This is a genomic window from Polynucleobacter finlandensis (assembly GCF_018881755.1).
Lineage (GTDB): Bacteria > Pseudomonadota > Gammaproteobacteria > Burkholderiales > Burkholderiaceae > Polynucleobacter > Polynucleobacter finlandensis.
This window is the reverse complement of the sequence record NZ_JACVPS010000007.1, coordinates 39,276-62,579: the sequence shown is the minus strand read 5'-3', so window position 1 is coordinate 62,579 and position 23,304 is coordinate 39,276. Positions and strand designations below refer to the sequence as shown.

The following is a 23,304-nucleotide window of genomic DNA, read 5'->3' as shown; positions in this document are numbered from 1 at the left end:
TGCATTATTGAGATCCCTCTTTCCACCAGTTTTGCATGATCCAGGCCTCTGCTGAATAATACAAAGGAGGCTCGGGATAGCGCATCTCTTTACGATACGCTACACGATGCGTTGGGTTGTACCACTGCGGTACAACAAAGTAACTATTCCACAGCACACGATCTAAAGAACGGGTAGCTGCACGCAGCTCATCACGATTCTTTGCTTTGGTAATCTCCTCAACCAAAGCATCTACTACGGGCGACTGAATTCCAATAACATTATCAGAACCTTTTTCTTTAGCAGCCTGACTACCAAAGCGATCCCATAATTCACTACCGGGATTTTGAGAGTCCTGAAAGCGAATCGTAGTCATATCAAAGTCATACTCATTCATGCGCTTTTGATGGAGTGCAAAGTCGCTGGTTCTCACATCCACCTGGATGCCTAGCTTTTCAAGATTACGCACATACGCAGAAATCACTCTTAAAAAGAATGGTCCATCCTCAACCATCTCAAAGCGAAATGGCTCACCCTGAATATTGCGTAATGCGCCATCACGATATTGCCAGCCTGCCTCAGCCAGTAAGGCTCTAGCCTTACGCAAGTTTTGACGCAAGCTACCTGGAGGTGTTGTAGACGGCGCAGGTGGCATTGGGCCAAAGGCAGCATCTGGTACCCACTGAGGGTATTTCGCTTTTAAAGGTTTGAGTAATTTCAACTCTGCTTCAGTAGGTTTGCGTGGGCCATCAAAGTTTGCACTCAAATCACTATTAGTGAAGTAACTATTGATACGGCCATATTGATCAAAAAAGATTTGGCGATTGAGCCACTCAAAATCAAGTGCATACCCCACTGCTTGTCGCACGCGCGGATCCTGAAAAATAGGGCGACGCAGATTCATGGCGAAGCCTTGCATACCGGCGCCATTGTGATTGAGGAAAGCTTTCTTGAATAAAGTGCCGTCATTGAACTTTGCGCCCACATACCCTTTAGCCCAAATCTTGGCGCGATACTCAACCAAAGCATCAAACTCACCCGCCTTAAATGCTTCGAGCCGCACAGCATCATCACTGTAAAGTTTGTACAGCACGCGATCAAAGTTATAAAAACCAACGCGAATATTTAAAGGTTTACCCAAATGATCGGCCCAATAATTGGGATTTCTTTTATAGGTAATGGATTTACCAGCCTTGAATGACTCAATTAAATAAGGACCACTGCCAATCGGTGTTTCAAAGGCCATCTGATCAAACGGCATCATTGAGCCATCTGCCTTCTTGCCCCAGTTATGAGAAAAGATGGGCAATGTTCCTGCCAAGATAGGCAGTTCAGTGTTGGTATTTTTAAAATCGAAGCGTACCTCGCGAGCAGATAGAACCACGGCTTGCTTGATATCACCAAAGGTTGTTTTGTAGCGTGGGTGCGCTTGTCCACTCATTAAGACATCAAAACTATGTTTGACATCGGCAGCTAGAACTGGGCTGCCATCAGAGAACTTTGCCCCTTCACGTATCCGAAAGATGACTGATTTGTGATCCGCTGCCACTGCAATATCCTCCGCGAGCAAGCCATAAACACTGGAAACTTCATCAGCGCTCCCTTCAGCCAGGGATTCAAACATCAGCTCGATCCCAGGCGCAGGAATACCTCGCAAGGTAAAGGGATTGAATTTGTCAAAACTGGTTCTTTGTCCAGGATTGGGCAAAGTCAGGGTTCCACCCCTAGGGGCATTGGGATTTACATAGTCAAAGTGGCTAAATCCATCGGCATATTTGGGTTTGCCATATTGAGAAATGCCCTGTCCGGCCTGTGCTGTATTGGCCTGCACCCCAGCCAGTAGGGCTAGCAGCAAAAAGCAGGTAATTTGACGGAAGGGGATGTGGATGGACATATATGCAACAATTGTAGTTAGCAAATCTTATTTGAATCAAAGGACACATCATGGGCTTTCTCTCCGGCAAAAAAATTCTGATTACCGGCCTCCTTTCTAACCGCTCCATTGCGTATGGCATCGCTAAAGCCTGCCACCGTGAAGGGGCTGAATTAGCCTTTACCTATGTAGGAGAGCGTTTTAAAGAGCGCACCATAGATTTCGCCAAAGAATTCAATTCAGAGCTCATTTTTGACTGTGATGTCGGTAGCGACGAGCAAATTGAGGCTGTATTTACCGATTTGGCCAAAGTATGGCCACAGCTCGATGGCTTAGTCCATGCCATTGGTTTTGCCCCACGGGAGGCAATTGCCGGTGATTTCTTGGATGGATTTACTCGCGAGGCTTACCGTATTGCCCATGACATTTCTGCATATAGCTTCCCAGCGATGGCCAAAGCAGCACTGCCGATGCTCAGAGAAAACTCTTCATTGTTAACCTTGACCTATCTTGGAGCAATGCGCACCGTCCCCCACTACAACACGATGGGTCTTGCAAAGGCCTCACTAGAAGCTTCTGTTCGCTACCTTGCAACCTCATTGGGCCCTAAAGGCATTCGTGTAAACGGCATTTCTGCAGGCCCCATCAAGACCTTAGCCGCTTCAGGCATTAAAGATTTCAGCAAGCTCTTAAGTGGCTTTGAAAATGCTGCCCCTTTACGTCGCAACGTCACCATTGAGGAAGTTGGTAATGCAGCTTCATTCTTGCTTTCAGATTTAGCTAGTGCCATTACTGCTGAAATCATTTATGTCGACAATGGCTTTAGCCAAGTAGCGGTCGGTATGGGCGAGTAAGTTGAATCCTGGGCAAGTCAAACAAAATCCAATTCCCCTTACAGAAGCTTTAAAGTTCTGGGCAAAATTAGGATTCATTAGTTTTGGCGGCCCCGCAGGACAAATCTCGGTCCTGCATCAAGAGCTAGTTGAAAAGCGTCGCTGGATTTCTGAGCGGCGCTTTTTACATGCGCTCAATTACTGCATGCTGCTTCCAGGTCCTGAGGCGCAACAGCTAGTTGCTTATATTGGCTGGCTCATGCATCGCAGTTGGGGTGGGATCTTGGCGGGTACTTTATTCGTCTTGCCATCACTGTTTATTTTGATTGGCTTGTCATGGGTGTATCTGACTTTTGGGCAAGTACCTTGGATTGCAGCCATCTTCTTTGGTATTAAACCTGCAGTAACGGCGATCGTCATCCATGCTGCCGTGCGCATTGGTAAGCGCACTATTCACAATCAAGCTTTACGCTGGATCGCGCTGGGATCTTTTCTAGCCATCTTTATTCTGAATGTAGCCTTCCCAATCATTGTTGTCATAGCAGCATTGATCGGAATTTGGGGTGGCAAGAAATACCCACAATACTTTCAACAAAAAAGTAGCCATGGTTCAAGTGGAGTTGTTGAGCATCTTCCTGCCATCATTGACGACAACACGCCCACGCCAGAGCACGCACAATTTAATATTCAGAAAACCATCAAGCATTCAGCCATTGCTGCGCTCTTCTGGATTATTCCAATAGCAAGTCTTGCGGCTCTGTTTGGATGGAAAACACTTTATCCACAAATCGCTTGGTTCTTCACCAAGGCCGCCTTCCTCACTTTTGGTGGCGCCTATGCTGTACTGCCTTACGTCTATCAAGGTGCTGTCGATCAATTTCAATGGCTTAGCGCAGGCCAAATGATGGATGGTCTGGCACTAGGAGAAACAACTCCCGGCCCACTCATCATGGTGGTTGCCTTTGTAGGTTATTTGGCTGGCCATATCCAACATCTAATTGGTAATGCAAATCCATTTTGGTTTGGCGCTCTTGGTGCGTGCGTAGCAACATGGTTCACCTTTCTACCCTCCTTCTTTTTTATTTTGGTTGGTGGCCCGCTGATTGAGTCGACCCATGGCAATGTCAGTTTCACTGCACCCCTCACTGCAATTACTGCAGCAGTGGTTGGTGTGATCGCCAATCTAGGTCTATTTTTTGCGTATCACGTATTTCTGCCACATGGCCTAGGAGGTTCAATTTCTTGGATCTCGATGGTGATCTGCCTATTGGCAGCCCTTGCGCTTTTCAAGTACCAAAAAGGGGTTATCACGGTATTGGCAGGCTCTGCTTTGGCGGGGCTCTTAGCCTATCTCAGCTCCATATTACTTGGCGCCTAAGTAGCTCAAGATTGGCATAATGGAAGTTATGCGAATCGAACCTCAGACCATCACCCACCTCCAAGAATGGCTCGGCAAAACGGAGTCTCTTGAAGACACTGTCACAGCAGCGCCAGTCAGAGCACTCTCCGCCACATTAGATCGTCCAGATCCTGCCCCAAGCAAAGGTAGCTTCTTGCCTGAACTGTGGCACTGGCTATACTTTTTACCGCATGCTCGCCAATCTGAAATTGGTCCGGATGGTCATCCTAAACGCGGCGGCTTTCTGCCTCCAGTTCCGCTACCCCGTCGCATGTGGGCTGGTAGTCGCGTGCAATGGCTTGCGCCGCTTTCTGTTGGTGATGAGATCAAACGGGTTTCTAAAATTGAATCTGTTACCCATAAAGCGGGTCGCACCGGTGATCTAATTTTTGTTTTAGTCAAACATGAGATCTCCAACCAAAATGGTTTAGCCCTCATTGAAGAACATGACATTGTGTACCGCGATGCGCCTGGACCAGATGACAAGCCCGTGGCACCAACACCAGCGCCAAGTGATGCCAAATGGTCTAAGACCATTACACCGGATGATGTTTTGTTATTCCGCTACTCAGCACTCACCTTTAACGGCCATCGCATTCATTACGATCGCCAGTACGTCACTGAAGTTGAGGGTTACCCAGGTCTCATTGTTCACGGGCCACTGATTGCAACCTTGTTGGTTGACCTCGTACGCCAAAGTATTCCGGGATGCAAGCTCAAGAGTTTTGAATTCCGTGCCATCCGCCCCACCTTTGATATCAACATCTTCAAAGTAAGTGCCAAGCCCGATCTCGAAAAAGATCCTAGCGGTAAGATGATTTCTATCTGGGCCCAAGATCACGAGGGTTGGCTCACGATGCAAGCAACCGCAGTGTTAGCTTAACGAGAACAGGCGCCCTTTATGTCGACACCCCATTTATCCAAAGAGCTGGCTAACTTTGCCGCCAATCTAAAGATTGCTGACATTCCCAGTGATGTCATTGCGCGTGCAGAAGACTTATTAGTAGATTGGTTTGGTTCTGCGATTGCTGGTAAGGGCTCGCGTCCTGTTGAGATCATTACGCAATTTGCACAAAACATGAGTGGCTACGATAGTGCTCATACTGGCCCATCTGAAGTGTTGATTTCTCGTGCAAGCTCAAGTCCATTTCTAGCAGCCATGGCTAACGCCGCAGCATCACATGTTGCTGAACAGGACGATGTCCATAACGGCTCAGTCTTTCACCCCGCTACCGTAGTGTTTCCGCCCGCTTTAGCTTGTGCGCAAGCGCTTGGCGCATCTGGTGAAGAAATGCTCACTGCTGCAGTTGCGGGTTATGAAGTCGGTATTCGCGTTGGCGAATTCTTGGGTCGCTCACACTACAAAGTGTTTCACACCACTGGCACTGCCGGCACGCTTGCAGCCGCTGCGACAGTTGGCCACCTCCTCAAACTCAAGCCCGAACAAATGCTCCACGCCTTTGGTTCGGCTGGCACTCAGTCTGCCGGTCTTTGGGAGTTCTTACGAGATGCTGCAGATTCAAAACAACTACACACAGCACATGCCGCTTCTACTGGCTTGATGTCTGCCTATATTGCACAAGCTGGATTTACTGGCGCTCAACACATCATGGAGGGTAAGCAAGGTATGGCGGCCGGGATGTCAAGCGACTCAGACCCAAGCAAGTTAGTGGATGGTCTTGGCACACGCTGGGCTATTGCTGAAACCAGCTTTAAATATCACGCTTCTTGTCGTCATACTCACCCTGCAGCAGATGCCTTACTGCAAGTCATGCTCGCAAACAAACTCAAACCTAGCGATATAGCGAAAGTAGAAACTTTAGTTCATCAAGGGGCAATTGATGTCTTGGGACCAGTGACCGATCCAGCCACCGTTCATCAATCCAAGTTTTCAATGGGAACGGTATTGGCGCTCATTGCACACTATCAATTTGCTGGCTTACAAGAGTTCGATCAACATTTTCATGATGACGCTATTTGCCTATTCCGTGATCGCGTAACGATGACTTTGGATCCTGAAGTGGATGGCGCTTACCCGCAACGCTGGATTGGCAAGGTCAAAGTACATCTTCATAATGGTCAAATCCTAGATGGTCGAGTCGATGAACCAAAAGGTGATCCAGGCAATACGCTCAGTCGCACTGAGATTACCGATAAAGCCATGCGTCTTGCTGCATTTAGCGGTGGCGCCAGCGCAGCAGAAATGAGTAAAGCTATTGAGCTCTTGTGGAATGTTCGTAAACAGTCCAAGATAGGCTTCTTACTGCCACGCAATTAATTGATACATTTCATTTACGTATTTCATTTTCTCTCTATTTCATGAACCCACTCGACACACCTCTTGGCTTTAGTAGCAACTTCTTATTTGTTCCTGGCACACGTCCAGAGCGTTTTGCAAAAGCCTTGGATAGTGGCGCTGACGCCGTCATTCTGGATTTAGAAGATGCTGTGCCAGAAGATGAAAAAGAACATGCGCGTAGCGCCATTCGTGCAGCCTGGCCTCAATTTACAGCCGAACAAAAGAAGCGTTTAGTTCTGAGGTCAAACTCACCTGGCACAAAATTTTATGTAGCGGATCTAATATTGGCACAAGAGCTCAATATTGCTTGCTTATTAATCCCGAAAAGTGAATCTCTCGATCAAATTAATGGGGCTGCACAAATCTTGCCAAATACGGCCATCGTACCCATGATTGAAACTGCGATTGGGCTAGATAAACTCAAAGAGCTAGCTAACTCAAACCAGGTACTTCGACTTGCTCTGGGCAATATTGATTTACAGGCTGATCTTGGAATGGTTTGCGATCCCCAAGAAACCGAACTACAAGTCGCACGCTACCAAATCGTTTTAGCTTCGCGGCTAGCCCAAATTGCTCCGCCGATTGATGGCGTGACTCCATCTACCGATGATATTGAGCGCATTCAGGCTGATGCTCAGCGGGCTAAACGGCTGGGCTTTGGAGCCAAACTCTGTATTCACCCTAAACAGGTGGCCCCAGTCAAGACAGCCTTTATGCCAAGTGAGGAAGAGGTATCTTGGGCTAAGCGGGTGATAGAAGCCGATCAAGCCTCTAAAGGTGGTGCAATCAAGTTAGATGGCCGCATGATTGATCGCCCAGTGGTACTTTTAGCCCAAAGAACCCTTGCAATTGCTGGTAAACACTAATCAGCCAAGTCAAGAATGCTGGCAAAATCAAACCTGCATATAAATATATTCAAACAAGTCATTCGATTTATAGAATTTAGACGGAGAAAACCATGAAATTACGTACATCCATATTGGCAGGACTAGGCGCCCTGCTCGCCTCCTCCTTTATTGGATCTGCTCTTGCAGCTGATCCCTATCCAAATAAGCCGGTAACGCTAGTCGTACCATTTGCCGCCGGTGGACCTACCGACGCAGTGGCTCGACTCATTGCCATTCCAATGGGCAAATCCTTGGGGCAAACAGTCATCGTTGAAAACACAGTTGGTGCAGGCGGAACGATTGCTGCAACGCGCGTTGCTCGGTCGGCTCCAGATGGCTACACCGTTTTTATTCACCACATGGGTATGGCTACAGCGCCAGCCTTGTATAAGAAACTCCAATTTGATCCAATGACCGATTTTGAATACATTGGTCAAGTAGTTGACGTACCAATGGTGCTCTTAGGTCGCAAGAACTTCCCGCCTAACAACTTTAAAGAGCTTGAGGTTTATATCAAGGCCAATAAAGATAAAGTGACTTTGGCGAATGCCGGTCCTGGCGCGGTTTCACAGCTCTGCGGTTTGCTATTCATGTCCCGCGAAGGCGTGGAATTGACTACCGTGCCCTACAAAGGCACAGGCCCAGCTCTAACGGATTTATTGGGCGGTCAAGTTGACCTGCTGTGCGATCAAACAACACAAACTGTTCCCTACATCAGAGATGGTTTAGTCAAGACCTACGGCGTAACAACACCGAAGCGCTTATCAGCCCTGCCAAATATTCCTACATTGGATGAGCAAGGCCTTAAGGGATTTGATGTCAAAGTTTGGCATGGTATGTATGTATCAAAAGGTACTCCACCGGCTGTGCTTGCAAAAATCAACAAAGCGCTCAATGCCGCTTTAAATGATCCAGAAGTGAAGACACGTTTAGCAGAGTCTAATATTGAGATTGTTCCACCAAGCAAAGCAACGCCTGCTGGACTCAAGAACCATCTAGAATCTGAAATCAATAAATGGGGTCCAGTGATTCGTAAAGCTGGTGCGTATGCTGATTAAGCATTCTCTCTAGTACCAATAAAAAGGCCAGCTCACGCTGGCTTTTTTGTTTCTTCATTTATTGGCCAATCATCCCGCCCTAAATAAGTATCCTGATTGCGCTCGCTCGCGTCGCTTTAGCCGAAACGAGTTGACGATAGACCCAATAGCCCAAATACCCAAGAAAGGATCCAATAAATAGTCCCATAGGTTGGCGGATTCATGCCAATGAAGGGTCCAGGCAATAATGGCGATCGCAATGATCCAGACCCCTTTATTCCAGTTAGCTAGACCGCAAATGACTGCAAATACCAAGACTCCAATCAGAAAGCCGATCGAACCATACCCCCACGTATATGGATCAAACATTCCTAAACCGAGTGCAAGCGGATAGAAACTAATAGCCACAATCGCGACTGCAACTTTAAATGCAATGGGATTGGGCTTGTTAGAAGGCAATAGAGTAGACCAGAGTAATAACATGGAAACAATGCTCAGATCGCCCGTTACACCGCGAACATAAGCCGCTATGGGCAACTCCATAAATAAGCCAAGCGGCCAAAAGAAGAGATTGCCAAACAATATCAAGAGAATGATACGGGCGCTCAGTGGCATGCTGACTTGGAATATTTTTTCTATCAACCAAATCACCATGACGGCGCAACTGATTGACATCTCTATCAAGGCAACGATTTGCATTAAACGATCCATCATTGCTCCCCTTCTTTTTTCTGATCTTTTAATTGACTCTGTAACTGGGCGAGCCAAGCGGATCCAAAATGCATGTGGCGTATTTTCTTTCTATCCCAGGTGTAAACCAAATGCGCATCACTACCATCACCCGTGATCAAGTATGGGTATGAGAACTCACGACGCTGCTCGTCGGGTAATGCTTCATCATCTTCGAGCACTTGAACCACTTGCCATTGCTTAGCTTTATCGCTAGGGTCGGCCATTAGCAAAACCAAGCGATGGCGCCCCGCCTCTAGATTATTCAATACCAATAAACGCATGCCGTTCGATAGGGTCAATGCGGCAATCGCTGAATTTGGATTGGCAATTTCTAAGTCGCCGATAGTCTGCCAAGTCTGCCCAGCATTGTGCGTTTCGCTCACAGGAATTTGCTTAGGCGCAGATCCACTCCTCGCTTGACGAAAATATGCTGCTGCCTGTTCAGTGCCGTCTGTAAAAACAATTGGCTGAATCGCACTGCGCCCGGAGCTCATGCGGCGCTTATCAATCACTTGATCAGATTCGATCCTCAAGAACTCGCCAAACCGACCAATCCACTCATGATAGGCAGGCAAACCTAAGCGACCATCCGCAAACTGAATCGCGGGTGATTTCACTAAAGTACTCAGATTAGTCAAGGGTGAGGTAATCAAACGATGTGGGCGACTCCATGTTGCCCCCTCATCATCTGAACTGATAGTCGAGATTGAACTTCCAGCCCAGCCACCGATAGATACCGTAACAAAGAACAGTTGCAGGCGGCCATCAGCAGATCTACTCGGAACTGGATTACCTAGCTTAGCGATATAGCGTGATAGACCTTTTTCTGCGGTAAGGCGATCCATGACGACAGTTGGCGCACTCCAAGCACCAGACTTCGAATCATAGATGGCGCTATTAATCACCACATCTGATGCGCCTTCTCTACTACCAGCAAACCAGAAGGCTCGAATAGCACCGTCTTTCAGACTAATTAACGATGCAGCATGTACTGAAGCGGCGCCAGTATCTGGCAACCAATCTGATTGTGGATGCGCTATGGTTAGCTTATTAACTGGGGATGATTTTTTAACTGGACTACTTTGAGCTTGCTCTTCCTCAACAACTGCCACAGCAGAGACAGTAAAAGGCGCCCACGCTGGTCGACTATCAATATATAAAAAACCCAGAACAGCGGCTAGCAATAAAAAACAAAAGGCAATGACACGACTCATCGACAAGCATCCTTACCGCTTTGCGGCTCAGTTATTTTTACAGGGGTAGAAATCAAATACTCCATTACAAACAGATGCTCACCAATATGGCCCATGAGCATATCTTTGATTTCTTCATCAGAGTGGCGTGCACGCATTTCCATGCGTCCACCAACAATCTTGCAAGTCTCACAAATCTGCGGGGCAAGCCCAAGAGGTGCCTGCACTGCTACCAAGGGATAGGCATTTACTAGAGCATCCACATTACCAGCATCCTTAGCTAAATAACCATGTAGTTTGGCGCCTGGCAACAACAAGCGGTACTCTTCATCTTTGGCGCGATAGTCACAAGGAATCCATACCTCTTGATCTTGAACAGCTTGCATAGTGGCCGGATTAAAGCGCCCTAGCGCACCCTCAAGAGGAGATAAGCTACTTGTTAAGGCGCAATAACACAAGAAACATCCAGCTAAAGCAATCGTCTTGCCAAGATTTTTTCTAAACAAGCCAGCCAAGATCACCATCAAGCTGATCACCATTAAAGCCCAATGCCAGCTCGAGTAGGTCCAAGCACCTACCTCACCTAAAAAGTGGGATGCTTGTAAATTACCGCCCACCCAAATCAGCGCAGAAAGAATGATGAACTGCAATAAGAGTGCAGCTCTAAAGCCCCACAAGGGTAGTCGATCCCAATACAGTGCAATCAATGCGGCAAAGGCCGGCATGACTGGTAAAAGGTAGCGGCCAGAACGCTGACTAGGCAGACTAAAGATCAATAGGAAAGCGGCAACTAATAAAAGTAAGAGGCTCTCTTCTAGAGAAAGAAAGCGACGATTGCGCCAGCACTGCCAGAGGGCGCTAATCAAAACAAAAAAGAATAGGCCTGCATTTGCTAGCGTTGTCAGCAACAACATCCAAATACTATCGCCACCACGAATAAAATCTAATAGATAGTTCGAGCTGCGTGCCTCAAATTTTCCGGCATTTTCACCAAGTACAAATTCTTTCCAGACTGCCTCAGGAAATGGATCGAGTGCAAACCAGAGCGCAAAGATTCCTAAGGCCAACACCGCAATCAAAACAACCTTCGTGAAGTCATGTATCAAAAACTTCGGAATACTCCATTCACGCCAACGCCAGTAGTACAGGCTCAGAGCCAAAGATGCCGGCACGATATAAGCAAACGATTTAGAAAGTAACGCCAAACCGAAACAGATGGCAGCCAATAATGGGAATAATAATTTTGATTCAAAGGCGGACTTACCCCAGTACAGTAAAGCCATAAACGATAGGCTCAGCCAAAATACTTCAGGGGGATCAGTTAAAAATGGCCGACCATAACGATAGCTTGCAAAAAATGAGAGCCACACTAAACCAGCTAATAACCCTGTTTGCGTCTTGCCACTAAAACGACGCACCGCCAGAAATAAGAAAAATGCGGTCAAGGCGGTATACGCAAGGCTTGGCCAACGAAGACTCGAGAGGCTCCACTGGCTAGCCCATCCAGTACTAGCAATCCCCTGCCAAAACAAGAGCGGGGGTTTGGTGTTCTTTATCCCATCCATCTCAGACTGGAGTGGCAACCAAGCTGCAGAATCAGCGGTCATCCGCACAATATGCATATATGGGTACTCATCACCGTTTTTAGGGGCAAATCGACTATCTAAACCATAAAGATAGGTGAATATGCCCAAGAGCAAGATGAGGATGGCACTGCGGTAAGAAAAAGTACTTCGCATGTGCCTAGTTTAAAGGGCTTAGCACCGAAGCGGCAAAAAGCCCAGAAGCCCTACTAGAGAGCCTTATTCGCCACTTTTAGTTCTAAGCTTATGAAGATTGATTCTATTCAAAACCATGTTTTATCTTAGACTACTGTTTAAGATAGGTGCATTCAATACCGCTTAGTCATTATTAATATTGCACTAGAGAAAATAAAGAGTATTCCCATGAGAAATCAATATCCCAAACTCACTTACTTCATGACCATGCTCATTGGATTGGGCTTCATGAGCAACCCTACAATCGCCCAAATATCAAATGCAAGCCAGCTATATAAAAGTGGTTTAGCTGCAACCTGTGCTAACTGTCATGGCACAAATGGGAATGGTGTCGTAGGCGCTAGCATCCCACTCATCAATACTTTTACAAGCGAACACATGCTGACTCAACTTCAAGCATACAAAAATGGTTCGCGCGAAGGTACGATCATGCCCCAACTTACGAAGGGCTACACCGATGAGCAGCTTCAAACCATCGCCCTTCAACTTGGCAAAAAACAATAAAGGAGCCAATATGAATCGTCGACATTTCTTAGGTCAAAGTGCTGCAGGAGTGGGCTTGCTGGCTGGCTTCTCTGGGCAAGCTCGTGCCAACCTACAAAAGGCAGAAATATTAGTCATTGGCGGTGGTTACGGCGGTGCAACAGCAGCAAAGTATTTACGCCTCTTTTCTAACAACACTGCCCGTGTCACTTTAATAGAGCCTAATGCCGCATTTTTATCGTGCCCACTCTCCAATCTTGTGGTTGGGGGATCTCGCACCATGGCAGACATCACCTCTTCCTATGACAACTTAAGCAAACGCCACGGCATTAAAGTCATACAAGACAGTGTTGTGAGTATCGACCCAGATAAGAAAACGGCTAAGCTCGCCTCAGGAAAAATCTTGTCCTATGACAAGGCGGTTGTCTCGCCAGGCGTCAGCCTCATCATGAGTAGCATTGAAGGTCTCGCTCAGGCAAATAAAGAGGGTGTGACACTACAAGCCTGGAAGGCCGGCCCAGAAACGGTCGCACTTCATAAGCAATTGGCGGCCATGCGTGATGGTGGCGTATTTGCTATTAGCATTCCGGAGGCGCCTTATCGTTGCCCCCCTGGTCCTTACGAACGAGCATGCCAGGTCGCAAACTACCTCAAACAGCACAAGCCAAAATCCAAAGTGCTTATTTTGGATGCAAATCAAGATGTCACCTCCAAAGGTGCCTTGTTTAAAAAGGTATGGGCTGAGCAATACCCTGGCTTGATTGACTATCGCCCCAGAAATAATGTGATCGCCGTAGATGCCAAAACAAAAACCTTGAAGATTGAAGTAGAGGATGACATCAAAGCAGATGTGCTAAATATATTGCCAGCAATGAGTGCCGGAGCAATTGCAGTGAACACTGGGCTTGCAAATTCCAATGGCCGTTGGGTCAACGTTCATTACTTAAATTTTGAGTCAACGGCGCGTAAAGATATCCACGTCTTGGGGGACTCTATTCAGGTTGCACCAGCGATGCCAAAATCCGGGCATATGGCCAACCAACATGCCAAAGTTGCAGCTGCCGCGATTGTTGCTGAACTGAGTGGTTGGGAAGTCAATCCAGCCCCAGTACTAACCAATACCTGCTATAGCTTTGTGAATGAAAGGCAAACCATTCATGTAGCCAGCGTGCATCAATATGATGCTACTGAAAAGACCTTTAAAGCCGTTCCTGGTGCAGGTGGACTATCCCCTGCCCCCTCAACCCTAGAAGGGGTCTATGCCTGGGGCTGGGCACACAATATCTGGGCTGATAGCTTAGCTTGACAGAAGTCAAGAGTTCATAAAAAAGAGGCTTTTATGCCTCTTTTTTGTTTACTAACTCGGCTAGATACCTAATACTGAGACAAATAATATTAAATTAGGAGATTTCATGAACTTGCCACCTGCCTTACCCAAGGATGCATCCAAGCTGGAGGATGCCATTGAAAAATGGACGGTTCCCATTGGCAACTTATTTGTTTCCCTCTTTCATCGTATTGCCCTATTCGGTATCGGAGCTGCGACAGTCTGGTCAGCTGGTGTTGCCTTTATAGGAATGGCAAATAAAGGCTCAGCGTCGATCGAAGATCTGCTCTTGCTATTTATCTATTTAGAAATTGGCGCCATGGTGGGGATTTATTTCAAAACCAATCATATGCCGGTGCGCTTCCTCATCTATGTTGCGATCACTGCAGTAACGCGTCTTATTATTGATTTGGTGAATACCAAGCATGAAGCGGATATGGCCATCCTCTTTATGGGAATTACGATCTTGGTTTTAGCGCTAGCGAATGCCGTCGTTCGTTACGCCTCTTACAAATACCCCAGCAAAAACGGTATCAGCGATTAGCTTGGTAATTGTTCCGTAGCAATAGTCTGATAGGGGTGTACACCCCGATTCAGACAATTGCGAACGTAATCAATACTGGTGCGCAACGCATAGTAGTCACTCGACATGCTCTTAGAGACTTGAAGCTTTAAAGCTTCATACTCCATTAAATCAATTTTGGCCAAGTACTCATTATGCTTTCCAGGATCGTAGGAGGCGATTAACTCCCCCTCAAACATCTTCAAGGCGCCATACATGCGATGAATACGAACCTGCACTCGCCGCTTGCGATAGCTTGGTAAAGCCAAGAAAATTGGGTAGGCAAAAGCACAAAATGGCAATAACACCACAAAGAGTCTATTGACTAACTCTGCCAGCCAAAAAGGCAAGTAATCCATCAGTAATGGCGCACCTTTTTCCTCAAAATGCACTGCTACAGGGCTTTCAGGAAAGCTTGAATTTTTAAACGATGGAAACTCCCCGCGCTCAGCAAAGAATGAGGCTTGACCATTAATCTCTTTTGCAGCCTCCAAAAATAAAAACTGAATAGCTGGGTGCATACGGTCATCAATCAACAATTGGGTGGTAGTCGCCAAAAGATTGATGTCCTTACTTGGGAAGTTACGAATTAAATTAAATCCCCCTTCTGGGACTTTTAAGACGTGTAAAAAAGGGAGGGCATGAGCATAAGCACCAGCACGCTTGACATTAACCAAATGCAGACTTGGATCCTTCAGCAAAATCTGAACGTTTGCCGATTCAATACCATCGGCCATAAAAACACCATCAACCTCGCCTTTTTGCAAAGCTTCAACTGCTTTCGCACCTGGTAAATAAACCAACTTAGACCCCCCAACTAAACCAGAAGCCTCCAAAACGTGCATTGCTTGCGCATGCGTACCGCTACCCTCTATGCCAACTGAAATCTTTGCATTAACAAAATACTTTAGACGCCCATGTAACTCTTCAAAATCAGTCTCCTTTACAACTGGGCCACGGTAAAAAAACCAAATGGGTTCATAACCAATACTGCCGAGAGATTGAACACCCGCAGCCCCCTTTGAACTCGCCACACCGGCCTGAACAAATGCCGCCTGCACAGGATCTTTACGGTCGACCAAATGGTTAATATTTTCTTGGGCGCCATTTGTAGGCAATAGCTCGAGAGTGATGTGCTTCTTTGCGAAGAACTCGGCATACTTTTCACCTAAAGCCTGGTACTCACCACCAACCGATCCCGTAGCAAGAATCACATGCTTTGGCGGCGGTGGATCAATAAACCACCAAGTAATCGCCAAACCCACAAATAATAATGAAAGCAAAATCCATGCTTCGCGCATAAATAGAATGAAGTCATGCCAATACTCTTGCGCAGCCTCTACTATACCCAGGCCAGTATCTTTTAAGTTTTGATGAAAGCTTCCCATGGCTTGCCTATTAGCAAAATAATCTAAAGCTAATGATAATGTGCTTATTTACTTTCACAAGCGAACAGATCAAACCATGCACTTCCTTAGAAAATCCCAAGATCGTGGCTATGCTGACCATGGCTGGCTCAAAAGCTTCCACTCCTTCTCCTTTGCTGGATACCACGACCCTAAATTCATGGGATGGGGTAATTTACGAGTCATCAACGAGGACCGTATAGCTGCTGGAATGGGCTTTGGAAAGCATGGGCATCGTAATATGGAGATCATTAGCTACGTCCTCTCAGGTGAGCTAGCTCATGAAGACAGCATGGGCAATGTCAAAGGCATTCCGCCAGGCGATGTTCAGCGCATGAGCGCAGGTACCGGAGTTACCCACAGTGAGTTCAATCACGCTAAAGACCAAACCACCCACTTCTTACAAATCTGGATTGAGCCTAGCATTCTTGAAGTGACGCCTGGGTATGAACAAAAAACGATTCCGCTAGAAGATAAGCAAGGAAAGCTTCGCCTAATAGCGTCGCCTAATGGTGACAATCATTCCGTCAGGCTTCATGCCGATGCAAAGTTATACGCGGGATTATTTAACGGCGAAGAGTTTGCCACCTTGGCGATCAATCCAAAACTGAAAGCCTACGTTCACTTGATTCAAGGCTCTCTGAATGTGAACGGCGAAATATTGACAAGCGGGGATGCACTACTCATTCAAGACGAAGCCCAAATCCAAATCAAGGATGGCGAAAATGCTGAAGTGCTGGTATTTGAACTAACAGCCTAGATTTAATTAGCCTCTAAATTCCATGCTGTAGACAAATCGTTTTTCAGGATGATAGGCAACGGAAATCTCAAAAGGACTTCCGTTGGCATCAAAGTAGTGACGAATAATTGCCAGACAAGGCGTTCCCTCTGGAATATCCAAGGCCTTAGCCATTTCAGGTGATGCGCCGCAAGCATAAACGTCTACCTCGGCACGATCAATGTGCACATCAAAACGCCTTTCGATTTGCTCGTACACCATAGAATGCGTGTGGTCAGGCTCAGAAGTGAGCTCGGCAAATTTAGGCAGAATATAAATATCAGACCATGCAATAGTGAGGTCAGAGCCTTGCTGCTTACGAACCGCACCAATGTGATACCAAGACGATCCAACGGGCACCTTTAATAAACTTGCCAAAGCGGAATCACACTCTACGTATTCCTCTACTTCGTTAACCCGATAGGTTTCTTTTGGGTAGCGCAGAATATCCGCAGGCGAGTTGAAACTTTGGGTAAATTTTCTGGGACGTTGACGTGAGATCACGCGGGTTGGAGCGCCCTGTCGACGAACGATCAGGCCGCCGTCTTCCAGAGTGCTTAGGGCATGCCTTAGGGTATGCCGACTAATACTATAGAGCTTGCATAGCGCAACTTCAGGGGGAATGGGAGAGCCTACAGCCCAAGCCCCCTCGCGAATTTGCTCTTCAAGAGTTGCTGCAAGAGCCTGATGTAAAGGAATTCCAGGCTCTTGATTTAGCAGTCTTTCATGCATGTCGATAGTCTTAGCTCAAACCAAACATCTTCTTACCAGCGACTGGCATACGAGCTTTTAAAATATCGCCAGACATGGATTCAGTAATGTAAAGATCTTTGCCGTCGCCACCAAAGCATAAGTTGGCTAAATGGTGGTGATGTGGATTTTCTGAATATACCAAATGGGTAGGCAGCATATTGTTATCAAAGCGCCAAATACCGACGCCCAAATGACATACCAACAGACCATTCTCAGAATCCATCTCAATACCATCAGGACCAGCAGCGCCGCCAGATAACTGAATCGCTACACCAGTTTTAGAAACGGAACCATCAGCCATCAAAGGTAAGCGCCAAATTTGCTGTGAACGTGTCGCCGCAACAAATACATGCTTTTCTTGGGTATTCAAAGTAATACCGTTTGGACTTGGGACATTAATTACCAAACGATCTAATTTGCCATCTGCACTTAAGCGGAACACGCGGCCAGATGGATCGGCAATACCAGTTTGACCTTGGTCAGTGAAATACAAATCGCCATTGGATGCGAAATGTAAATCATTCAAGCCTTTGAAGTTCTCGCTATACATTGAGCCTAGAACGGTTTCAATTTTTCCTGTTTTTGGATCCAAAGAAAGCAAGCCTGCTTTGTAGTCAGTAATGAATGCGCGGCCATCTTTGTGAAACTTCAAGCCATTAGGCCAGCCATCGTACTGAGTGACCAACTCCCAATCACCCTTAGGAGTGATGCGGAAGATACGGCCAAAAGGAATATCTACGAACCATAGATTTCCTTCGCGATCAAAAGAAGGGCCTTCTAAGAAGCACTCAACTTCTGCACCCTGGCGGTTTGGATCAGACCAGCCTGTGCGGCTTTTTTTACGGAATTTAGCCGGCATCGTCATGAATACCTCGGCTTTAATCTTCTCTACGGGCTGAAATGGGTTGTACATACAGGTCTCCTCCTATTTATTTGTTCGGACAAGTTAATTTAACACAAATCCACGGAAGACAATGGAATTATGAATAATTAAGGGTATAGTTATATCAAACTAAAACTTGTCCGAACAATATTGGAAGCAATGCAGCAATACCCGATCAACAATCACTTAGATATTAAATTCCCGCACGGGAAGGGTCTTGCTCGCAAATTCGGCAAGGTGCTTAGCCTCAGGTGCATAGCCCAAACCAGGTTTACTCAATTGCTCAATCAAAATCGCACCACCGATTGGGGCAAGCGGATTCTCACAAATGTCTTTGGCCAGATAGCGGTTAGACATGCTGTACCCCCATGCAATCTCACCCAAAGCAAAGCCAACATGAGCAGTTGCCGCAGCAGAAATGCTGGTCTCGGCAACCTTGCAAGCCAAATTGATATTCATGCCACGTCTGAGGCACTCGCGCCCTGCCCGAACCATTGCCTGAGTACCACCCAGCTTAATCAACTTCAAACTAACTCCTTGAGCAGCACCTTTTTCGTGAAGCTCAATAATATCTTCCAAGGATTGAATCGATTCATCGGCACACAAGGGAAGACGCGTCTCATGATGCAGGGTACTGGCAGCATCAATCATGCTACTTGGGTATGGCTGCTCAAAGAAACTCAAGCCACTCTCAACGCCTGCATAAGCAATGGCAAGCGCCTCTTCAATCGTCAAACCTTGATTAGCGTCAGCCGAAACGACATCACCTCGCAGGGCCTTGCTCAGTTCGCGCACACGCAAGACATCATTGGCAAGATTGCCAGTACCCACTTTGATCTTCCACTGACGGTAGCCAAGTTGACGCAACTGGTTTGCTTCCTCAAGCTCGGCCTCCAAATTGCCAGACGCCAGCATATGCAACATCTCCAGCCTGCCATTGGAATCAACAACCTGATCCCCTGCAAGCAGCTGATAAAGTGGCACTCCCTGTCTTTGCGCAAACAGATCCATGAGAGCGGTTTCATAACAAGATTTCGCAGATGCGTTCGAATACAAGACTTGATCTTGCAAGGATTGAATGGCATCTGGATTAGCAATTTCTTTACCCAGCAACTTCGAAGTCAAATACTCAGTGCTCGCAGCAATGCTACCCAAGGTTTCGCCAGTCATCAGTGGCGCGGCACTAGCCTCACCCCAGCCTTCGCGCCCATCTTCATCTATCAATCGAATCAACAAAGTTTGTGCATGGGTGATGGTTTCGCCAGCCATTTTGATTGGCTTAATCATTGGCAACTCAAGCGGATATAGTTGGGCGCTACGTATTTGCATGGAATGAAGTAAAAAGTAGTGAAAGAAAATTAATAATATAAGTAGGAGACAAAATGATATCCCCCAAGAAAGCGAATGCAACAAGAATCTTTTTGATGCCCCGAATTAAAGCCATTCTGACATTGATTGGGCTAGGCATTGCCAGCGCCTTCATGATGGGAGGCGAGGCGCAAGCCGCTTATCCGGATAAACCGATTCGCCTCATCATCCCGTTTGCAGCTGGAGGCCCTTCAGATGTATTGGGAAGGTCGATTGGACAGCGCCTAAGTGTTTTAACTGGTCAACCTGTTTTAGTAGAAAACAAGCCTGGTGCTGGTACCAACCTCGCTGCAGACTTTGTTGCTAAATCTCCAGCGGATGGCTACACCCTACTTCTGATGATGGTGGGAACTCAAGCAATTAATGAGGCAATGTATCCCAAGTTAAGTTACAGCACTCTGAAAGATTTTGCGCCAGTTAGCTTAGTGGCATCCTCTTCGCTCGCGCTTGTTGCCAATCCTGAATTGCCAGCTAAAAATCTAAAAGAAGTGATTGCCTATGCAAAAGCAAATCCTGGAAAGCTCAATTACGCAACTTCTGGTGCGGGCACTCCATTGCATATGGGTGGCGAACTTTTAAATAATCTCGCAGGCGTCAAGATTGTTCATGTGCCTTACAAAGGCGCTGCACCAGCCTTGAATGATGTATTGGGTGGTCAAGTGCAATTGGCAATGGTTGGCACTCCATCTGTTCTTCAATACCTTAAAACAGGCAAATTGATTGGCATCGGCGTAACCAGCCTTAGGCGCTCTCCAAATGCGCCTGAAGTACCAACCATTGCAGAAACGATTCCTGGATACGAAGTGGAGTTAGTCTATGCAGTTGTAGCTCCTACCGGAACCCCCAAGCCCGTCATTACCTACTTAAATAGCCAACTTGCGAAAGCCTTAGAAAACCCTGAAGTTAAAGAGCGTCTGGCAGGACAAGGGTTTGATATTAGACTGAGTACTCCCGATCAATTGGGAGGCTACATTCGGAGCGAGCTGAAGAAGTGGGAGCCAATTGTGAAAGAATCCGGCGTTAAGCCTGAGTAAAAACTTGGAATGATTTATTTAATTTGAATTTAAGTGTGAGAAAACATGATTGAAACTTCTGGAAAAAAATTAGCTGGCCCGATTATTCGACTTCATCCAAATGACAACATTGTTGTTGCTCGGGTTGATGTCAGCATTGGGACCGAAGTGCCGAGTGAGCACTTTACAAGCCGCAGTCAGGTTCCTGCTGGTTATAAGATTGCCACTAAAAAGATTGCTAAGGGCGACCCTATTCTCAAATACAACGTTACCGTTGGATTTGCAAACACCGATATTGAACCGGGCACGATGGTGCATAGCCATAACACCGAGTTCCGGGAATTTGATCGTGACTATGCTTACGCTAGCGAGTTCAAGCCCACTCAAATGCTGCCAGAATCTGAGCGTGCAAGCTTCCAGGGCTATGTGCGTCCTAATGGCAAAGTGGGCACACGCAACTTCATCGGCATCTTGTCAACGGTGAATTGTTCAGCAACCGTTGTCAACAAAATTGCTGACTGGTTTACGCCTGAACGCTTAAAAGATTTTCCGAATGTGGATGGGGTAGTCGCTTTTAGTCACGACATTGGCTGTGGCATGGAAATGAGTGGTGAGCCAATGCAATTGCTCCGCCGCACCATGGCAGGCTATGCACGTCACCCTAACCTAGCGGCTGCTCTAATCGTGGGTCTTGGTTGTGAACGCAATCAACTCAAGGGCCTGATGGAGCAAGAAGATCTCAAAGAAGGTCACAATCTGCACACTTTCATCATGCAAGAATCTGGCGGAACTCGTAAAACCATTGAAGCAGGCATCCAAGCCGTTAAAGCGCTGTTACCAGAAGCCAATAAAGCAAAACGAGAAACTGTTTCGGCCAGCCACCTGATGGTTGGTTTGCAATGTGGTGGATCGGATGGATTCTCATCGATTACAGCGAACCCAGCACTCGGAGCAGCTATTGATATTCTCTCACGTCATGGCGGTACGGGCATCTTGTCAGAGACTCCTGAGATCTACGGGGTTGAACATACACTTACTCGCAGAGCTGCTTCAAAAGAGATTGGTGAAAAACTCATCAAGCGAATTCGTTGGTGGAAAGATGAATACTCAGTCGGCCGCGATGTTCAGATCAATGGTCAAGTCAGCCCAGGAAATCAAATTGGCGGTCTTGCTAATATCTTTGAAAAGTCACTCGGCTCTTCCATGAAAGGTGGCACAGGCCCATTAATGGAAGTGTATAAGTACGCCGAACCTGTTACTGCAAAAGGCTTTGTATTTATGGATACGCCAGGGTTTGATCCGGTTTCTGCAACAGGGCAAATTGCAGGTGGCGCCAATTTAGTCGCTTTCACTACGGGGCGTGGTTCTATGTTTGGCTCCAAGCCAGCCCCCTGCATCAAATTGGCAACCAATACGCCCATGTATCAACGCTTGACTGAAGACATGGACATCAACTGCGGAGAAATTCTGGATGGCACGGTATCAGTTCAAGAGATGGGGCAGCGGATTTTTGAACTCTTCCTACGTACCGCCTCTGGCGAAGCCTCTAAGAGTGAATTGCTGGGTCTTGGGGACTATGAGTTCGTACCTTGGCAAATTGGCGTGATGAGCTAAGTTCCAGCCACTGCAGTACCTAGAACAGGCGGGCCACGAGCCCGCTTTTTCTTTGTTCAAAAGAAGCTGAAATCAATCCCTAAGGGACTGTAGAATTAATGCTATTAGCTCAATCGGGACTTAAAGCAGGCTTATGAAATTTAAGGATTACTACGAAACGCTAGGTGTTGCACGTGGTGCCACTGAAGCCGATATTAAAAGTGCTTATCGCAAGCTAGCTCGAAAATATCATCCAGACGTCAACAAAGAAAAGGATGCTGAAGAGCGCTTTAAAGAAGTTGGTGAAGCTTATGCCGTGCTCAAAGATACAGAGAAGCGCGCAGCTTACGATCAAATGGGTAGCAACTGGAAGAGTGGTCAAGACTTCACTCCTCCGCCAAACTGGAATGAAGGTTTTGAATTCTCAGACGGCGGTTTTGGGGGTGGCGGCTACGAAGGAGATCAAAGTGAATTCTTTGAATCTCTTTTCGGTCGAGGTAAGCATCGCCAAGGTGGACGTGGTGGCCATTCTAGACAAGATCAAGGTATGCACTTTAAGGGCCAAGATCATCACGCAAAAATTTTGATTGATCTCGCCGATGCTTACAACGGCGCCAAAAGAACTATTGCTCTGCATATGCCAACTCTGGATGCAAGCGGTCATGTCACAACCCAAGAGCGCAAACTCGATGTCAGCATTCCCAAAGGAATTAAAGCCGGACAAAATCTGCGCTTAAGTGGGCAAGGAGGGCCTGGTATGGGTGAAGGCGGCGCGGGTGATCTCTACTTGGAAATTGATTTCCACCCCAACCCGATCTACCGAGTTGATGGCAAAGATGTTTATCTGGACTTACCACTTGCGCCATGGGAGGTGGCACTTGGTACAACGGTAAAAGTACCCACTCCAGCAGGCACGACACTAGAGCTAACTATTCCAGCAAATACCATTGCAGGTCGCAAGATGCGACTCAAAGGCAAAGGCATTCCAAGCAAGGAGCCTGGGGACCTCTATGTCGTTACGATAATTGCGACACCGCCTGCTGATAATGATGCTCAAAAAGAAGCTTATCAAGAATTTGAGAAAGCTTTTGAATTCAACCCCAGAACACACTTGAAGGGATGATGGAT

21 protein-coding genes are annotated in these 23,304 nt (G+C 46.8%); 13 read left to right on the top strand and 8 right to left on the bottom strand.

Features of this window, described 5'->3' with window-relative positions:
• Positions 1 to 4: 4 nt before the first annotated feature.
• The gene (locus ICN49_RS06300) at positions 5 to 1,873 is read right to left on the bottom strand and encodes an extracellular solute-binding protein (protein ID WP_216166831.1); all 1,869 of its coding nucleotides are present in this window, start codon (positions 1,871 to 1,873) and stop codon (positions 5 to 7) included.
• Positions 1,874 to 1,923: 50 nt separating this feature from the next.
• Here ICN49_RS06300 and fabI point away from each other — a divergent pair, with 50 nt between their 5' ends.
• The 6 genes from fabI to ICN49_RS06270 all read left to right on the top strand — a co-directional run bounded on the left by fabI (position 1,924) and on the right by ICN49_RS06270 (position 8,328).
• Positions 1,924 to 2,706, top strand: a complete 783-nt coding sequence (gene fabI / locus ICN49_RS06295) for an enoyl-ACP reductase FabI (protein WP_216166830.1) — start codon at positions 1,924 to 1,926, stop codon at positions 2,704 to 2,706.
• Between the two features lies 1 nt (position 2,707).
• Positions 2,708 to 4,063 (top strand): chromate efflux transporter, encoded by a 1,356-nt coding sequence (gene chrA / locus ICN49_RS06290; RefSeq protein WP_216166829.1) that lies wholly within the window; start codon positions 2,708 to 2,710, stop codon positions 4,061 to 4,063.
• A 19-nt stretch (positions 4,064 to 4,082) separates the two neighbouring features.
• Complete coding sequence (locus ICN49_RS06285; protein ID WP_216166828.1) at positions 4,083 to 4,967, top strand: HTD2 family dehydratase; 885 nt, start codon at positions 4,083 to 4,085, stop codon at positions 4,965 to 4,967.
• An 18-nt stretch (positions 4,968 to 4,985) separates the two neighbouring features.
• Entirely contained in the window at positions 4,986 to 6,362 is a 1,377-nt protein-coding gene (locus ICN49_RS06280; RefSeq protein ID WP_216166827.1) for an MmgE/PrpD family protein, read from the top strand.
• A gap of 41 nt (positions 6,363 to 6,403) precedes the next feature.
• Positions 6,404 to 7,249, top strand: a complete 846-nt coding sequence (locus tag ICN49_RS06275) for an HpcH/HpaI aldolase/citrate lyase family protein (RefSeq protein ID WP_216166826.1) — start codon at positions 6,404 to 6,406, stop codon at positions 7,247 to 7,249.
• Positions 7,250 to 7,341: 92 nt separating this feature from the next.
• A complete protein-coding gene (locus ICN49_RS06270; RefSeq protein ID WP_216166825.1) occupies positions 7,342 to 8,328 on the top strand; it encodes a tripartite tricarboxylate transporter substrate-binding protein in 987 nt (328 codons plus the stop codon).
• A 69-nt stretch (positions 8,329 to 8,397) separates the two neighbouring features.
• On the opposite strand, the gene ICN49_RS06265 is transcribed toward ICN49_RS06270, so the two are convergent.
• Genes ICN49_RS06265 through ICN49_RS06255 form a run of 3 tightly spaced genes read right to left on the bottom strand, consistent with a single transcriptional unit; the run spans position 8,398 to position 11,971 of the window.
• Positions 8,398 to 9,021 (bottom strand): hypothetical protein, encoded by a 624-nt coding sequence (locus ICN49_RS06265; protein ID WP_255535418.1) that lies wholly within the window; start codon positions 9,019 to 9,021, stop codon positions 8,398 to 8,400.
• Entirely contained in the window at positions 9,018 to 10,253 is a 1,236-nt protein-coding gene (locus tag ICN49_RS06260; RefSeq protein ID WP_216166824.1) for a sialidase family protein, read from the bottom strand. Before ICN49_RS06260 ends, ICN49_RS06265 begins: the two co-directional genes overlap by 4 nt.
• Entirely contained in the window at positions 10,250 to 11,971 is a 1,722-nt protein-coding gene (locus ICN49_RS06255) for an ArnT family glycosyltransferase (RefSeq protein WP_216166823.1), read from the bottom strand. Before ICN49_RS06255 ends, ICN49_RS06260 begins: the two co-directional genes overlap by 4 nt.
• Before the next feature lie 207 nt (positions 11,972 to 12,178).
• On the opposite strand from ICN49_RS06255, the gene ICN49_RS06250 reads away from it, so the two are divergent.
• From ICN49_RS06250 to ICN49_RS06240, 3 genes are all read left to right on the top strand, one after another.
• Positions 12,179 to 12,514, top strand: coding sequence for a c-type cytochrome (locus ICN49_RS06250; protein WP_216166822.1), 336 nt, complete (start codon positions 12,179 to 12,181; stop codon positions 12,512 to 12,514).
• 10 nt (positions 12,515 to 12,524) lie between these two features.
• Complete coding sequence (locus ICN49_RS06245; protein WP_216166821.1) at positions 12,525 to 13,799, top strand: NAD(P)/FAD-dependent oxidoreductase; 1,275 nt, start codon at positions 12,525 to 12,527, stop codon at positions 13,797 to 13,799.
• A gap of 106 nt (positions 13,800 to 13,905) precedes the next feature.
• Positions 13,906 to 14,364 carry a phosphate-starvation-inducible protein PsiE gene (locus tag ICN49_RS06240; RefSeq protein ID WP_216166820.1) on the top strand — a complete coding sequence of 153 codons (459 nt, stop codon included), beginning with the start codon at positions 13,906 to 13,908 and terminating at the stop codon, positions 14,362 to 14,364.
• On the opposite strand, the gene ICN49_RS06235 is transcribed toward ICN49_RS06240, so the two are convergent.
• Positions 14,361 to 15,770, bottom strand: a complete 1,410-nt coding sequence (locus ICN49_RS06235; RefSeq protein WP_216166819.1) for a TAXI family TRAP transporter solute-binding subunit — start codon at positions 15,768 to 15,770, stop codon at positions 14,361 to 14,363. The genes ICN49_RS06240 and ICN49_RS06235 overlap by 4 nt on opposite strands.
• A gap of 76 nt (positions 15,771 to 15,846) precedes the next feature.
• Between ICN49_RS06235 and ICN49_RS06230 the strand changes: the two genes are divergently transcribed.
• Complete coding sequence (locus tag ICN49_RS06230) at positions 15,847 to 16,548, top strand: pirin family protein (RefSeq protein WP_216166818.1); 702 nt, start codon at positions 15,847 to 15,849, stop codon at positions 16,546 to 16,548.
• Positions 16,549 to 16,554: 6 nt separating this feature from the next.
• On the opposite strand, the gene ICN49_RS06225 is transcribed toward ICN49_RS06230, so the two are convergent.
• The 3 genes from ICN49_RS06225 to ICN49_RS06215 all read right to left on the bottom strand — a co-directional run bounded on the left by ICN49_RS06225 (position 16,555) and on the right by ICN49_RS06215 (position 19,531).
• Positions 16,555 to 17,298: a GntR family transcriptional regulator gene (locus ICN49_RS06225; protein ID WP_216166817.1), complete on the bottom strand. Its 744-nt coding sequence runs from the start codon at positions 17,296 to 17,298 to the stop codon at positions 16,555 to 16,557.
• Positions 17,299 to 17,308: 10 nt separating this feature from the next.
• Complete coding sequence (locus tag ICN49_RS06220; protein ID WP_216166816.1) at positions 17,309 to 18,232, bottom strand: SMP-30/gluconolactonase/LRE family protein; 924 nt, start codon at positions 18,230 to 18,232, stop codon at positions 17,309 to 17,311.
• A gap of 156 nt (positions 18,233 to 18,388) precedes the next feature.
• Complete coding sequence (locus ICN49_RS06215; protein ID WP_216166815.1) at positions 18,389 to 19,531, bottom strand: mandelate racemase/muconate lactonizing enzyme family protein; 1,143 nt, start codon at positions 19,529 to 19,531, stop codon at positions 18,389 to 18,391.
• A 95-nt stretch (positions 19,532 to 19,626) separates the two neighbouring features.
• On the opposite strand from ICN49_RS06215, the gene ICN49_RS06210 reads away from it, so the two are divergent.
• From ICN49_RS06210 to ICN49_RS06200, 3 genes are all read left to right on the top strand, one after another.
• Positions 19,627 to 20,604, top strand: coding sequence for a Bug family tripartite tricarboxylate transporter substrate binding protein (locus tag ICN49_RS06210; protein WP_216166814.1), 978 nt, complete (start codon positions 19,627 to 19,629; stop codon positions 20,602 to 20,604).
• Between the two features lie 45 nt (positions 20,605 to 20,649).
• Complete coding sequence (locus ICN49_RS06205; protein WP_216166813.1) at positions 20,650 to 22,197, top strand: UxaA family hydrolase; 1,548 nt, start codon at positions 20,650 to 20,652, stop codon at positions 22,195 to 22,197.
• A 133-nt stretch (positions 22,198 to 22,330) separates the two neighbouring features.
• Positions 22,331 to 23,299 carry a DnaJ C-terminal domain-containing protein gene (locus ICN49_RS06200; protein WP_216166812.1) on the top strand — a complete coding sequence of 323 codons (969 nt, stop codon included), beginning with the start codon at positions 22,331 to 22,333 and terminating at the stop codon, positions 23,297 to 23,299.
• Positions 23,300 to 23,304: the final 5 nt, after the last annotated feature.